At 67.4% G+C, this 14,137-nt stretch carries 14 protein-coding genes; 12 read left to right on the forward strand and 2 right to left on the reverse strand.

Annotation, left to right across the window (positions count from 1 at the left end):
* Nucleotides 1–96 precede the first annotated feature (96 nt).
* The 4 genes from ABD260_RS25215 to ABD260_RS25230 are packed head-to-tail and all read left to right on the forward strand — an operon-like array spanning nucleotide 97 to nucleotide 4,094.
* The gene (locus ABD260_RS25215) at nucleotides 97–1,473 is read left to right on the forward strand and encodes an extracellular solute-binding protein (protein ID WP_344237017.1); all 1,377 of its coding nucleotides are present in this window, start codon (nucleotides 97–99) and stop codon (nucleotides 1,471–1,473) included.
* Complete coding sequence (locus tag ABD260_RS25220; RefSeq protein WP_344237019.1) at nucleotides 1,454–2,350, forward strand: carbohydrate ABC transporter permease; 897 nt, start codon at nucleotides 1,454–1,456, stop codon at nucleotides 2,348–2,350. The genes ABD260_RS25215 and ABD260_RS25220 overlap by 20 nt, the downstream gene beginning before the upstream one ends.
* Nucleotides 2,347–3,228: a carbohydrate ABC transporter permease gene (locus ABD260_RS25225; RefSeq protein ID WP_344237021.1), complete on the forward strand. Its 882-nt coding sequence runs from the start codon at nucleotides 2,347–2,349 to the stop codon at nucleotides 3,226–3,228. Before ABD260_RS25220 ends, ABD260_RS25225 begins: the two co-directional genes overlap by 4 nt.
* Nucleotides 3,225–4,094, forward strand: a complete 870-nt coding sequence (locus tag ABD260_RS25230) for an NAD-dependent epimerase/dehydratase family protein (RefSeq protein WP_344237023.1) — start codon at nucleotides 3,225–3,227, stop codon at nucleotides 4,092–4,094. The genes ABD260_RS25225 and ABD260_RS25230 overlap by 4 nt, the downstream gene beginning before the upstream one ends.
* On the opposite strand, the gene ABD260_RS25235 is transcribed toward ABD260_RS25230, so the two are convergent.
* Nucleotides 4,067–5,062: a LacI family DNA-binding transcriptional regulator gene (locus ABD260_RS25235; RefSeq protein WP_344237025.1), complete on the reverse strand. Its 996-nt coding sequence runs from the start codon at nucleotides 5,060–5,062 to the stop codon at nucleotides 4,067–4,069. The genes ABD260_RS25230 and ABD260_RS25235 overlap by 28 nt on opposite strands.
* A gap of 100 nt (nucleotides 5,063–5,162) precedes the next feature.
* On the opposite strand from ABD260_RS25235, the gene ABD260_RS25240 reads away from it, so the two are divergent.
* From ABD260_RS25240 to ABD260_RS25270, 7 genes are all read left to right on the forward strand, one after another.
* On the forward strand, nucleotides 5,163–7,925 hold the full coding sequence (locus ABD260_RS25240) for a sugar-binding protein (RefSeq protein ID WP_344237027.1): 2,763 nt from the start codon (nucleotides 5,163–5,165) through the stop codon (nucleotides 7,923–7,925).
* A gap of 118 nt (nucleotides 7,926–8,043) precedes the next feature.
* The gene (locus ABD260_RS25245; protein WP_344237029.1) at nucleotides 8,044–8,265 is read left to right on the forward strand and encodes a biotin/lipoyl-binding carrier protein; all 222 of its coding nucleotides are present in this window, start codon (nucleotides 8,044–8,046) and stop codon (nucleotides 8,263–8,265) included.
* A 182-nt stretch (nucleotides 8,266–8,447) separates the two neighbouring features.
* Nucleotides 8,448–9,140, forward strand: a complete 693-nt coding sequence (gene sigE / locus ABD260_RS25250; RefSeq protein ID WP_344237031.1) for an RNA polymerase sigma factor SigE — start codon at nucleotides 8,448–8,450, stop codon at nucleotides 9,138–9,140.
* Complete coding sequence (locus tag ABD260_RS25255) at nucleotides 9,137–9,811, forward strand: anti-sigma factor family protein (protein WP_344237033.1); 675 nt, start codon at nucleotides 9,137–9,139, stop codon at nucleotides 9,809–9,811. Before sigE ends, ABD260_RS25255 begins: the two co-directional genes overlap by 4 nt.
* A 3-nt stretch (nucleotides 9,812–9,814) precedes the next feature.
* Nucleotides 9,815–10,876 (forward strand): sigma-E factor regulatory protein RseB domain-containing protein, encoded by a 1,062-nt coding sequence (locus ABD260_RS25260; RefSeq protein WP_344237035.1) that lies wholly within the window; start codon nucleotides 9,815–9,817, stop codon nucleotides 10,874–10,876.
* Nucleotides 10,877–11,272: 396 nt separating this feature from the next.
* Complete coding sequence (locus tag ABD260_RS25265; protein ID WP_344237038.1) at nucleotides 11,273–12,415, forward strand: S1C family serine protease; 1,143 nt, start codon at nucleotides 11,273–11,275, stop codon at nucleotides 12,413–12,415.
* A 61-nt stretch (nucleotides 12,416–12,476) separates the two neighbouring features.
* Nucleotides 12,477–12,812 (forward strand): sec-independent translocase, encoded by a 336-nt coding sequence (locus ABD260_RS25270; protein WP_344237040.1) that lies wholly within the window; start codon nucleotides 12,477–12,479, stop codon nucleotides 12,810–12,812.
* Between the two features lie 52 nt (nucleotides 12,813–12,864).
* Here the strand turns inward: ABD260_RS25270 and ABD260_RS25275 are convergent, their stop codons facing one another.
* Nucleotides 12,865–13,305, reverse strand: coding sequence for a hypothetical protein (locus ABD260_RS25275; RefSeq protein ID WP_344237042.1), 441 nt, complete (start codon nucleotides 13,303–13,305; stop codon nucleotides 12,865–12,867).
* A 91-nt stretch (nucleotides 13,306–13,396) separates the two neighbouring features.
* On the opposite strand from ABD260_RS25275, the gene ABD260_RS25280 reads away from it, so the two are divergent.
* On the forward strand, nucleotides 13,397–14,107 hold the full coding sequence (locus ABD260_RS25280) for a TetR/AcrR family transcriptional regulator (RefSeq protein ID WP_344237044.1): 711 nt from the start codon (nucleotides 13,397–13,399) through the stop codon (nucleotides 14,105–14,107).
* Nucleotides 14,108–14,137 lie beyond the last annotated feature (30 nt).

Genomic DNA, 14,137 nt, shown 5'->3' on the forward strand with positions numbered 1-14,137 from the left:
AACCAGTTTCGCGTGAGGTCTGGTGTTTGCGAAAGCGGTTGCGCTACTGTGCGGGACGGTCGGCTTGCCGATCGCCATCCGCGCAGAGGAGTTCCGATGAACAGGTTTGCAATTCGTTGTGCTGCCGGGCTTTCCGTGCCGTTCCTGCTGGCGGCCTGCTCCAGCGCGCCGTCCTCGGGCGGCGCCGCGGGAGCCGGCTCGGGGACCGGGCAGCAGCAGGTGACGATCACGGTGGGTGACCGTCCGACCAGCTCCGACCCCGCCAACCGGGCCCAGTACGACCAGAAGGTGGCCGACTTCCAGAAGGCGAACCCGACGATCACGCTGAAGCCGGTCGAGACCGTCTGGGACGCGACCACGTTCCAGGCGCAGGCGGCCGGTGGGCAGTTGCCCGACGTACTGACGGTGCCGTTCACCGAGCCGCAGGGCTTGATCGCCCGCAAGCAGGTCGCCGACCTGACCAAGGCGATCAAGGACGACGGCCTGATGGACCAGCTGAACCCGAACGTGCTCAAGATCGCCCAGGACCAGTCCGGCAACGTGTACGCGGTCCCCAACGCGGCGTACTCGATCGGCCTGATCTACAACCGCGACCTGTTCACCAAGGCCGGTCTGGACCCGAACAAGCCGCCGGCGACCTGGGACGAGGTCCGTGCCGCCGCCAAGCAGATCGCGCAGAAGACCGGCCAGGCCGGGTACGCGCAGATGACCACGAACAACACCGGCGGCTGGATGTTCACCACCCAGACCTACGCGTACGGCGGCACGATCGAGAGCGACGACGGCAGCAAGGCGACGTTCGACGACGCTCCGTCGAAGGCCGCGCTGCAGACGCTGCACGACATGAAGTGGACCGACAAGTCGATGGGGCAGGCGGTCCTCTACGACTACGACGGCATCCAGAAGGCGTTCGCGGCCGGCAAGATCGGCATGTACATGGGCGCGCCGGACATGTACCGCGCCATCGTTGTCACGAACGGCCTGAAGCCGGCGTCGTTCGGTATCGGCCCGATGCCGCAGCAGGGTGGCGACCACGGGACGTTGACCGGGGGCAGCGTCCAGATCGTCAGCACCGCCGCGGACGACGCGCAGAAGGCCGCCGCGATCAAGTGGATCAAGTTCGCCTACCTGAACAAGTACGTGAACCAGGACGCCGCCGTGGCGAGTGCGAAGAGCGGTGTGGCCGCGAAGCAGCCGGTCGGCGTACCTGGGCTTCCGGTGGTCGGTGCGGACCAGGACGCGACGTACCAGGGCTGGATCAAGCCGTACGTGAACGTCCCGCTGGAGAACTTCGCGCCGTACACGAAGGTGGCGGCGGACCAGAAGATCATCCCTGAGCCGCCGGTGAAGGCTCAGGAGGTGTACGCGGCGCTCGACCCGGTCGTGCAGACCGTGCTGGGCAACGAGAAGGCGGACATCCCCGCGCTGCTGACCAAGGCCGCGGGCACCGTGAATGCCAAGCTCGGGCGCTGAGTTGCTCCGCCGCCTGCGCAACGGTGTACCGGCAGTGCTCTTCGCGCTGCCGGTACTACTGGTCTTCCTGGTGTTCTCATGGGGCCCGATCGTCAAGGGCCTGGTGATGAGCCTGCAGCAGACCAACCTGATCGATCCGGTCAAGTGGGTCGGGCTGGAGAACTTCCGGTACGTGCTGAGCGACCCTGCTGTCGGTCAGGCGTCCCTGAACACGCTCTGGTTCACCTTGCTGGCGCTGCTGTTCGGCTTCCCGGTGCCGTTGCTGCTGGCAATGTTCCTGTCCGAGTTGCGCGGCCGGTCCTGGCTGTACTCGACGCTGGCGTACTTGCCGGTCATCACGCCGCCGGTCGTCGCCATCCTGCTCTGGCGGTTCTTCTACGACCCGTCACCGGGCGGCATGTTCAACAGCATCCTGGGCAGCGTCGGGCTCGGTCCTTACCTCTGGCTGGACAGTCCGTCCTCAGCGATGCCGTCGATCGTGCTCGAAGCGACCTGGGCCGGTGCGGGCAACGCAGTGATCATCTACCTCGCCGCACTGACCTCTGTGCGCGCCGATCTGTACGAGGCGGCTGAATTGGACGGAGCCGGTGTCATACGCCGCGTATGGCATGTGATGCTGCCGCACTTGCGCAGTGTCCTGCTGTTGATGCTGCTGCTCCAGATCATCGGCACCATGCAGCTGTTCACGGAGCCGCTGCTGTTCACCGGTGGTGGACCACAGGGAGCGACAACGACCATCTTGCTGCTCATCTACAACTACGCCTTCGTCAACGGCGACTACGGCGCTGCTACCGCGCTGAGCGTGCTACTGGCGATGGCACTTGCGGTGGTGTCCGCCGTGTTCCAGTTGGCCACACGTGGATGGAGTACGGAGTGAGCGAGCGGAGTGCACTGTCGGACTCGGACCGGAAGCTCACCCGGATCCGGGTGCCGTTCGTGATCGGACAGGTCCTCGTACTGATCGGCCTGCTTGTTGCGGGTCTCGGACCGTTGCTGTGGTTGCTCAAGGCAGCGATCTCACCCACGCAAGACAGTGTGCGGTCACCACTCGCCTGGTTCCCGTCCGGTGAAGTGCAGTGGGGAAACCTGAGTACTGCCTGGCAACAGGGCCACATCGGGTACTACCTGGGCAACACGGCCATCATCGCGGCCGGTTCCGCTCTGGTGTCCTTGATTGTGTGTACGACGGCCGGCTACGTACTGAGCGTGCTGCGCCCAAGATGGGGTGCAGTGTTGTCCGGTGCGATCCTGGCCACGCTGTTCGTACCGCACATCGTTTCACTCGTACCGCTGTACCTGACCGTGCTGAAAGTGCCGGTAGTACACGCCAACCTGACCAACACGTTCTGGGCCGTCTGGCTGCCACCGGCGGCCAGTGCGTTCAACGTACTGATCGTGAAGCGGTTCTTCGACAGCATCCCGCGGGAGTACTTCGAGGCGGCCCGGATCGACGGTGCCGGTGCACTCCGGGTGTTCACCTCGCTGGTGCTCCCGCTGTCGCGGCCGATTCTCGGTGTGGTCCTGCTGCTCAGCATCATCTCCTCCTGGAAGGACTATCTGTGGCCTCTGCTGGTGCTGACGAATCCGGATCTGCAGCCGGTCTCGGTGGCGTTGCCCAAGATCGCGAAGGTGACGGAGCTCAACATCCAGTTGGCGGGCCTGTTCCTGGCCCTGCTCATCCCGGTGCTGCTGTTCCTGGTCTTCCAGCGAGCGTTTCTGCGCGGCGTCGGCCTGTCGGGAGGAATCAAAGCGTGAAACGAGTTCTGGTCACCGGTGCGGACGGTTCGATCGGCCGGGCCGCGGTGATCGGCCTGCAAGCCGCCGGGTACGAGGTGATCGGCCTGTCACTGCGCTACGACCACACCAGTACGGCAGATCGCCCACTAGTAGGCGATGCCCGGTCTGCGGAGGATGTGAGCGCCGCACTCGACGGAGTGGACGCGGTACTGCATCTGGCCGCCATACCGCACCCCAGTCTGGGTACGCCGGAGGAGGTGTTCGAGAACAACGTCGCGGCGACCTTCAACGTGCTCGCACAGGCCGGACAGCAGGGCGTAGGCCGTGCGGTCATCGCCAGCAGCATCAACGCATTCGGCGTACCCATGAACGTCAACCAGGTCGTACCGGCGTACTACCCGCTGGATGAGGACGTGCGCGCCGACATCTCCGATGCGTACTCGTTGTCCAAGAGCGTTGACGAACAAAGTGCACGGATGGCCTGGCGGCGCTGGGGTACGGACGTGATCGCACTGCGCTTCCCACTGGTCAAAGACCATGCGGAGCTGCTCAAGTTCGCGGCGATGGCAGAACGCGACCCGTCCGCGATGGCCCGCGAAGGCTGGGCGTACTTGGACCTGCGGGACGGCGTACGCGCGATCATCGCCGCGCTGGAGTCAACGGTCGCCGGTGCTCATGTGGTCGGGCTGGCGGCTGACGACGTCCTGATCGACCGGCAAACCGACGAGTTGCTGCGCGAGTACGCGCCAACTGTTCCGCTGCGGCGACCTGTACAGGGCAGGGACGCGCTGGTTGACACCACGCGGGCGAAGGAGTTGCTGGGCTTCACACCGCTGTTCTCGATCCACGACGACGATCAGGTGGTCTCCGCGGTCACGACCTGAGGCGCTACGTACTGGATGCCGGGCTTCGGGTCGGGCTCGAGGAGGTGGGCCGCCACCTGCCGGCCGATCTCCTCGAGACCGACGTCGACAGTGGTCAGGTGCCGGGAGTCGCGCTGGTCGTGCATCAGCTCCTCCCAGTTGTCGACGCCGATCAGGGAGACATCGCCGGGTACGTCGCGGCCGGCTGCTCGGACCGCCCGCTCGGCGCCGCGGGCGATCGCGTCGCTCCCGCAGAAGATCGCGTCCACGTCAGGCGACTCGGCCAGTACGGCGGCCGCCGCCTCGGCGCCCCAGTCCTCGCGCCAGCGGCCGAACCGCACCGGCGCGGCCCACTCCAGCCCGGCCTCCGCCAGCATCTCCTTGGCGCTGGCCGCGCGCCGGACTGCCGCGTTGTCGTGCGGCTCGGCGGTGATGTGCGCGATCTTCCGGCGGCCCTTCGACAGCAGGTGCCGGATGGCGACGCGGCCGATCTCGTCGTCGTCGGAGGTGATCGTGACGTCGTCCGGGTCCTCGGTATACGTGAACGCGTAGATCACCGGGACGTCGAACCGGCTGGTCAGCGACGGGGTCGGGAACGACGTGCCGGTGCCGATCACGATCACGCCGTCGATCCGGCGGGCCCGCAGTTGCAGGATCGACTCGGTCACGTCGTGGTCGTCGATCCGGGCGTCGTACAGCAGGATCGCCTGCTCCTTGGCGCCGAGCTCGGTGGCGGCACTGGCCAGCACCACGCGGGTGAACGGGTTCGACGCGCGGTGCGTGAGCACGCCGATGGTCTGGCTGCGGCCGCGGGCGAAGGACCGGGCCAGCGCGTTGTGCCGGAACCCGAGCCGGTCCGCCGTGGTGCGGACGTGCTGCCGGGTCGCCGCGGAGATCCGGTCGGTCCCGTTCAGCGCCTTCGATGCCGTCGACAACGAAACCCCGGCCGCCGCGGCCACATCGGACAACGTGATCACCGGTTTGGCCATTCCTCCATGTTAGTCGGCTCCGAGCCGTTGACAGGCGGCGCGCCGGGCGTCAGGGTTTGGTCAGCGAAACCGCTTTCGCTTCCCCTGGGAGGAGAACTTCATGACCCGTCGCCGCTCGGGCGCAGTCAGTCTTCTCACGGCCGGCCTGTTGCTGGCCGCCGTACTTCAGTCACCGGCCCGCGCCGCGACCATCGCCGCGCCCGCGTTGACGATCACCCCGACCACGGTCGGCAACACCTTCACCGCCGGGCAGCAGGTGAAGCTGGGCTTCAGCACCGACGCCACCACCGTCAACTGGACGGTCCGCGATGCCGCCGGCACCGAAGTGAGCAAGGGCTCCGCATCGGCTGCTTCGCTCAACGGACAGCTCACCCTGCCGATCAGTACGCCCGGCTGGTACCAGACCGATCTCGCAGCAGTGGCTGCCGACGGTGCGACCACGCTAGGCGGTACGGACTTCGCCGTACTCGCTCCACACGACTTCTCCACCTCCACGGACACCCGCATCGGTGTCGCGTCCGCACTGGGCTTCGGCGGCGTGGCGAACCCGGGTCTGGAGGCCGTGCCGCTGATGGCCAACGGCGGCATCTCGACGGCACGGGACGAGGCGTTCTGGGCCGCGGCCGAGACCACCAAGGGCGTTATCCAGTTCCCCCAGAAGGTCAAGGACTACAAGAAGGCGCTGGACGACAACCACGTCGACTTCCTGAACATCCTCGACTACGGCAACTCGCTGTACTACCCGGACGAGGCGCCATCGACAGACGAGCAGCGGGCCGCGTTCACTCGGTACGCCGTCGCGGCTGTCGACGAGTTCGGCACGGAGCACACGACGTACGAGCTGTGGAACGAGTGGAACCTGCGCGACCAGAACGGCGCCGCGAAAGCCAGCCCGGAGAACTACGTCGCGCTGCTCAAGTCGGTCAGTGCAGCGGTGCGTGCGAAGCACCCGGACGTGACGCTGACCGGTCCATCGCTTGCTGTCATCAACGACTGGCAGGGCTGGTTCACCAAGTTCGCTGACCTCGGTGGGCTCGACTACGTGGACGCGGTGACCATTCACCCGTACGTGCAGCCGCTCGACCCGGAGGCCTCCGTCGCGTACGTGAACACCATCCGCAGCATCATGGCGGCCCATGGCTCCAGCAAGCCGATCTACATCACCGAACAGGGCTGGGCGACCGGTACGAACCCAAGTGCGGTGTCCGAGCCGGCACAGGCCCGTGACCTGGTACGTGGCCAGCTGCTGTCGTACGGGAATGGTGTCGCGCGGTACAGCTCGTACAACTTCATGGACTCGGGCAACGACCCGGCGGAGATAGAGCACCGGTTCGGCATGGTGCGGAACCGGCTTGATGCGCGGGGTGCGCTCGTACCCAAGCCGTCGTACGTGGCGACTGCTGTGCTGGCTCGGCAGATCGATGAGTTGCCGCTGATCGGACAGACCCGGTTCGGTACGAGCGGGTACGACGTCTCGTTCAACGCTGGTGGTGGCCAGTCGGTGCATGCGGTCTGGTCGACGACGCCTGGTCTGGTGAACCTCGCGGCACCAGCAGGCTCACCGGTGCAGATCACTGACCTGTACGGCGTGACGACGACGCTGACTGCGGATGCAGGTGGTCACGTGTGGATGACTGCCGGACCGGATCCGTTCTACGCACGTGGCGCAATCACTGGTGTGGCGCCGTCCAACCGGTTCGGACTGTCGGTAGCTCCGGAGATCGCGGGTGACCCGGCCACTGGCACGCTGACGTTCGCCAATCCGGATGCGGTGGCCCATACGTTCACTGTGTCTGCTGGTGGCACTGAGACGAGTGGCTCGGCGGCCGCTGGTGCGACGGCGACTGCTGCAGTGACCTATCCGGCGCAGGACTCGACCGGACCGCGTACGTACTCGGCGAAGGTCAGTGTTGACGGTCAGCCGGTCGCACTGGTGTCTGCGACTGGTACGGCGACCCCGCCGCTGTCAGTGACTGCTTCGCACGTACTGAACGGCAGTGGAAAGGACCTGCTCCGCTTCCGCGTTACCAACTCCTCGTCACAGCCCATCACCCTGAGCGGCTTGGACTGGACGGCCGGAGCGGCTAGCGGCACGCTGCTGACCGACGGCGTGGTTCCGGCACATGGCACGGCTGAGGCGGATGTGGCGCTGTCACTTACGCAGGCCGCTACTTGGTCAGCCAGTCTGCGCAGAACAGGTGCTGCCGACATCCAGGCCTCCGGAAAGCTGGTGCCGGTCACTGCGCCAACAGTCGCCAACCGGTACACGGTCAAGCTGGACGGCGTCATTGACCCTGTAGTCGCGCGGCAGCCGGCGATTGCGCTGGAAGGCACTGGTACGCCGCCGGTCACTGGCTGGGGTGGTCCCAGCGACCTCTCCGGCAAGCTGTGGCTCACCCACGACGACCAGAACCTGTACCTGTCCGCCAAGGTCACTGACGACGTGTTCTCGCAGCCGAACCGCGGCGGCAACATCTGGGGCGGTGACGGGCTGCAGCTCGGCCTGACAGCCGGTGCGCCTGGTGAAGCCGTCCAGACGCAGGAAATCGGTGCCGCACTGACCGATGCGGGTCCGGTGGACACGTGGCGTTGGACACCGACCAGTCAGACCGGTGTGCCGCCGGGCGTCCAGGCCAAGGTGGTACGGGACGAGGCGGCGCATACGACGACGTACGAGATCGCTGTGCCGTGGAGCACGCTCGGTGTCGCGGCCAAGGACAGGCTGATCTCGGCGACCGTCGTACTGAACGAGAACGACGGCACCGGGCGGCGTGGCTGGCTGACCTGGGGCAAGGGCGTCGCGGAGACCAAGAACCCCGCGCTGTTCAACGCCATCCGGCTCGACCCGGCTGCTGCCAAGTAGCCGGCCCCTGACGCGGCGTAGGTGCCCTGGAACGCTGCCCGAGGGGCACCTGCGCCGCACCCCCGCCGGACGCCTAGGATCGGCACTGGGAGTCCACAAGGACCTGGAGGGGTGCGAGTTGAGTCACACCGTGCTGGCCGAGCTGGTGGCCAACGTGCTGAAGGTCACCGCCAAGGCCGGGGACACGGTGGAACCGGATGACATCCTGGTCATTCTGGAGTCGATGAAGATGGAGATCCCGGTACTGGCCGAGGTGGCCGGCACCGTGACCGAGCTGAAGGTCACCGAAGGCGAAGTGGTCCGGGACGGAGACCCGATCGCCGTCATCGACCCGAAGTGACCGAGAAGTGAAACAGAATCATGCAGGGGTGATTCAACCGAAATGGCCGTCCGCGCGTCTTTACCGGTGAGGGCACCGGCCGGGAACTTCCGGCCGGGGCGCCGCGTTGAGCCGACGTACGACGAACTCAGGGTGTTCCCCGGGTTCTCCCGACGTGCGCAAAGGACGGTGACCGCGGCACCATGGCCTTCACGCTTATTGCCGAGAGGACCCAGGGAGGCGTTGCGGTGAAGCCGTTCGACACCTCGACGGTGCCCGCACCCCAACCGGTGACCGAGGCCGTTCCCGAGGCGCTGCCGTCCTGGGACGAGATCGTCCGGAACCACTCCGCCCGCGTCTACCGGCTGGCGTACCGCCTGACCGGTAACAAGCACGACGCCGAGGACCTGACCCAGGAGGTCTTCGTCCGGGTCTTCCGGTCGCTGTCCTCGTACACGCCGGGTACGTTCGAGGGCTGGCTGTACCGGATCACCACGAACCTCTTCCTCGACGGCGCCCGCCGCAAGCAGCGGATCCGCTTCGACGGCCTGCCCGAGGACGCGCACGACCGGCTTCCGGCCAAGGGCGAGGGCCCGGCCGAGAAGCTGGACTCGGACCTGTTCGACCACGACGTCCAGGACGCGCTCGACGCGCTGCCCGAGGACTTCCGCGCCGCCGTGGTGCTGTGCGACATCGAAGGCATGACGTACGACGAGATCGCCGATGTCCTGGACGTGAAGCTCGGCACCGTCCGGAGCCGGATCCACCGCGGCCGGTCGATGCTGCGCAAGCACCTGGAGCACCGGGCCCCGCGGTCCGGCCAGACCCGCGTCGGCGGTCCGCCGACCGACGGCCCGGCCACCGACGGACTGTTCGACGGGGGTGACCTCCGATGACCCACCCGCTGGACAAGCTGAGCGCCGTTGTCGACGGTGCGCTTGACCACGACTCCCGGGACAAGGTGCTGGTCCACCTGGTCGGCTGTGACAGCTGCCGGGCCGAGGTGGACGCGCAGCGCCGGCTGAAGGCACGGATGGCCGCGGTGGAGTCACCTGATCCCTCCACTGACCTGATGCAGCGCCTGATGGGCGTCTCCTCGTTCTCGACCGAGCCGCGCGAGGAGGTCCGCCCGGTGCTCACACCGGCGGTCAGCCTCTTCCCGCAGCGGTCCGCGTTCCCGGCTGGGCGGACAGGTGGCACCCGGCCGGGTGCGGGCCGCGGCACCCGGTCCCGGCGCCGTACGGGCGTCCTGGGCGCGGCCGGCTCGGCTGCCGCGGTCGCCTCCCTGCTCGGTACTGCCTTCGTCGTCGGCGACCCGTCTCGCTCGGAGCAGCCGCCGACGCTGCAGCCACCGGTCGCCAGCTTCTCCTCGGATCATGCGACTACCACCGGGGGAGCGCCGTTCGCCGACCCGGTCGCGGTGCTGAGCTCGTACACCGGTGGCGGGTACGCGGGGTTGAGCCCGACACTGGGGTCTCAGGCGGGCTCGAGTCCGGCCCTGGGCTCGGTTCCGATGGGTTCGCGGCCGGGTTCCACGCTCGGCCCGGTGGCTCTGACCGGACGCTGACCGGTGAGCCTCACCCGGCTCGCCGTCCTGGTCAGCACTGCCCTGATCGGCTTCGGCCTGCCCTTGCCCGCCGGCGCCGCGCCGCTCCTGCCGCTCGGTTCGAAACCGGACTCGCCGAGCGCGGTCAGCTGGTTGCGCAAGGCCGCTGCCGCGCCGAACCAGGTCTCGTACCACGGCACCCAGATCATCACCGCGTGGGGACCGCAGGGCGCCAGCTCCGCGATGTTCGACATCGTGCACGCGGCGTCACAGGGGTCGGAGATCAGCGTGGTCGGTTCGTCCGCTCCTGGCGCGAAGGCGTTCGTGCAGCGCGCTACGACGACCGGTGCGGCCATCGACGGCGGCCCGTTGGCTTTGCTGCAGTCCACGTACCAGCTGGTCGACAAGTGCTGTACTGACCTAATCGGCCGGCCTGCGGTGGTGGTGGAGGCGCTACGGGACGACCAGACGCTGGCGGCTCGGTTCTGGATCGACAAGGCGACTGGGTTGTTGCTGCAGCGCCAGCTGTTCAGTGTGGACGGCAAGACGATGGTGCGGGCCACTGTGTTCACGGAGTTGGAGATCGAGAGCTCGGAGTTCCTCGGGCACCTGCCACCGATGCTCCCGAACGGTGTGGAGTCAATCGGGATGGGCAAGGTCGACAAGCTGCGTTCCCAAGGCTGGGTGTGCGCGCCGGACCTGCCTGCCTCCCTGACCTTGTACGACGTGCACCAGGACACCAGCAACGGGTCACTGCAGTTCTCGTACTCGGATGGGCTGTTCAACGTGTCCCTGTTCGAGCAGCGCGGTGCACTGGACCCGAAAGCTGTTGCCGGGTTCAGCACTACGGACAGTCCGGGGGTGTACGTACGGTACGGAATGCCCTCGTACGTGGTGTGGTCTTCCGGTGGGATCGTGTACACGCTGATCGGGGACCTGCCCGCGGAACAGCTCGGTCAGGTGGTTCGGGCGTTCCCGCACGAGCAGCCGGTCAAGCTGACCGCGATCCAGCGGCTGGGCACCGGACTGGCCAAAATCGCGACCTGGCTCACTCCGATGGGTGCACTTTCGCCGAAGCTGGGATAATCGATCTGGATGCCCCTCCGGTTGTCTCCCGGCCGGGCCTCCGACCGACGACCACGACGACGACGTGAGGCGGGCACCGTGAACGACGACGCCGAGCCGACAGTTCCCACCCCGGCCCCCGCAGACCCCACCGCGGCCCCGCCATCGGCAAACCAGCCCGTGCCCAGCCCACCCACGCCCCCCAGCACGTCTCCTCTGAGTGGTCTGACTCCGCCGGCGCCTGGTGCCGGGGCGTTTCCGCTGCGGCCGCCCGGTTCGGGTGCTGCCTACCGGCAGACGACCGGCGGGCGCTCCACCACTCAGCGCAGTTTCGGCCAGCCGGACCCGCAGGAACCGCGTTTCCGCCCGGTCTACCCCGGGCAAGCCTGGCCGACCGAGCAACCGCAGTACCGCCCCATGTACACCCCGCCCCCGCCACCCGACTGGCACCAGCAGCAGGCGCGCTCGTACTCCGCGGAACCCCCGAAGGTGAACCGTGTAGTCGCGATCGCCGCGCTGGTAGCTCTCGTCATCGGTGTCCTGGCCGGTGCGGGCGCGGCAACCGCGGTGGTCGCGCTCGGCGGTAACAATCCGCCCGTCACCGAGCAGCCTGACCCACCGGTCGGCAACGGCGCCGACCCCAAGATCCGTACCGGCTCGGTCTCCGCCGTCGCCGCGGCCCTGCTGCCGAGCGTCGTCCAGCTCAAGGTGCAAGGCTCGGACAACTCCGACGCGACCGGCTCCGGTTTCGTGATCGACAACGTCGGCCACATCCTGACCAACAACCACGTCGTCGCCGCGGCCGCCAAGGGCGGTTCGATCCAGGTCGTCACCAACGGCAACAAGACCGCCACCGCACGACTCGTCGGCCGCTCACCGGCGTACGACCTTGCTGTCGTGCAGGTGTCCGGGCTGGATGCGCCGTCGGTGCAGTTCGGCCGATCGGAGCAGGCGGTGGTCGGGCAGGACGTGGTCGCGATCGGTTCACCACTCGGCCTGGCCGGTACGGTCACGTCGGGCATCATCTCCGCCAAGAACCGTCCGGTGACCACGGGTGATTCGGTGGACCAGGCGTCGTACATCAGCGCCTTGCAGACCGACGCGGCGATCAACCCGGGCAACTCCGGCGGCCCGCTGGTGGACATGAACGCGCGGGTGATCGGCGTCAACTCCGCGATCGCGACCGTACCCGGCGCGGGCGAGGGGCAGAGCGGGAGCATCGGGCTCGGGTTCGCGATCCCGATCGACCAGGCCCGGCGGACCGCCCAGCAGCTGATCGCGAACGGTAAGGCGTCGTACCCGGTGATCGGGGCCAGCGTCGACATGCAGTTCGAAGGCGGTGCGCGGGTGAGCGCGGTGAGCGCCGGTTCGCCGGCCGCGCGCGCCGGTCTGCGGGTCGGCGACGTGGTCACGGCGGTCAACAACCAGCCGGTGGACAGCGCGGAAGTACTGATCGTCGCGATCCGCACCTACCAGCCGGGTCAGGCCGTTCGCCTCGCGTACGAACGCGCCGGCCGCGCCCGGACGGCCACCGTAACGCTCGCTCAGCAGATCGGCTGACCGTTCAGCCCAGAACCGAGATACCCTGGTCGGCGTCCGGGGAGTACAGGGAGGTGAGGCCATGTTCGGCATCGGGCCACTGGAACTGGTTGTGATCGCGATCGTCGCCGTGCTCGTCTTCGGCCCCGACCGCCTGCCGGAATTCGCCCGCACGGCCGGCCGGCTGCTCCGCCAGGTCCGCCAAATGGTCAACAACGCCCAGAACGACCTCCGCAACGAGCTCGGCCCCGAGTACGCCGACCTCGAACTCCAGGACCTGAACCCGAAGAACTTCGTCCGCAAACACCTCCTCGACCCAATGGACGACGACGCCCCCTCATCCACCGAATTCACCGACACCCCCGCCCCCCGCCTCCCCGCCGGCGCCAAACCCCCCTACGACCCCGAATCCACCTGACCCACACCAGGCCCCGGGTCGTACGCGCTGTGTGCAGGAACGGCTGGACAGCTCACCGAGCAACTGGCTGGTTTTGACGCGGGCGCGCGAGTTTTGCGACTGCGTAGGCGCCGGCCGCGGTCGGCAGTAGGGCGAGGATGCCCCAGAGGGGTGGGAAGGGGTGGGCGCCGTACTCGGTGACCAGTAGGAGGGTGAGGGCGGTGGTGGCGGTGAGGGCTACTGCCAGGGCGGCGGTGGTGGTGGCGATCAGGCGTGGGGTGCGGGCCAGGGCGAGGACCAGTAGCCAGAGCAGGGTGTTGAAGATGGCTACGCCGTACATCAGGCCGTAGATGGTGGCTGAAGTGATGGTTTTGCCGTACGGGGCGTAGATCGCGGTGGCGTGCTTGTAGAGGGATTGGCTGCCGGACTGATCCGCGATGGCGGCGGCTGCCAGCGTGAGCGAGAGTACGGCGGCGATCAGCGGGGTGGTTTTTTCAGAAAGTGACTTTCTCATGCAAGTGACTGTACGAACGCGGTGGTTCGGGCGTCAAGAGTTTTAGACAGTCACTTGCTGAAGCGCGTGGCTGTCTCGTAGGGTGCGGGGTATGGCTACCGGGCTGCGGGAGCGCTGGCGTCTGAAGGCGCGGCGGACGATTCAGGAGCGGGCGCTCGACCTGTTCGACGAGCGCGGGTTCGACGCGGTGACGATCGAGGAGATCGCGGCCGCGGCGGAGGTTTCGCCGTCGTCGGTCTATCGGTACTTCGGCACGAAGGAGGGGCTGATCGTCGCCGACGAGTTCGACACGATGAGCCAGCAGGCGCTCGAGGAACTACTCGACGTCGACGACCCGGTCGGCAGCATGATCCGGATCGTCCGCGCCTACGAACAACCCGAACCTGCGACCAACGGATTAGAAGTCCGACGCTCGGATGCCGCACCGGCTGATGAGGCTCCGGCCGAGGCGGTCGACGACGACCGGCCGACGGATCGCGCGGAGGGGGATCGCGCGGAGCCGGTTCCGTATCGGCGGGTGCGGTATTTCTTCAAGGAGCCTTCGGTGCGGACGGCGTTTCTTGCCTCGCTGGATCGGGCCAGCCAGCGCATCGCGCCGTTGATGATCAGCCATCAAATGACCCCGACCCAGGCTCGCGTTGCCGCGAATGCGCTGGTTTTCGGGTACTTCTCCGCGCTGGAGCAGTGGTACCAGGACGACGGCGTACGCCCGATCGCCGACTACGTGGCGGAGGGTCTCGCCCCACTCCGCCCGATCTGGTCATCCCGCACCGAACCCACCACCTCAACCCCATCCGACTAGCCCAAAGCAGCCGCCAGCCGACTAGCTGAA

The organism is Kribbella hippodromi (assembly GCF_039531045.1).
In the GTDB taxonomy this organism is placed as follows: domain Bacteria; phylum Actinomycetota; class Actinomycetes; order Propionibacteriales; family Kribbellaceae; genus Kribbella; species Kribbella hippodromi.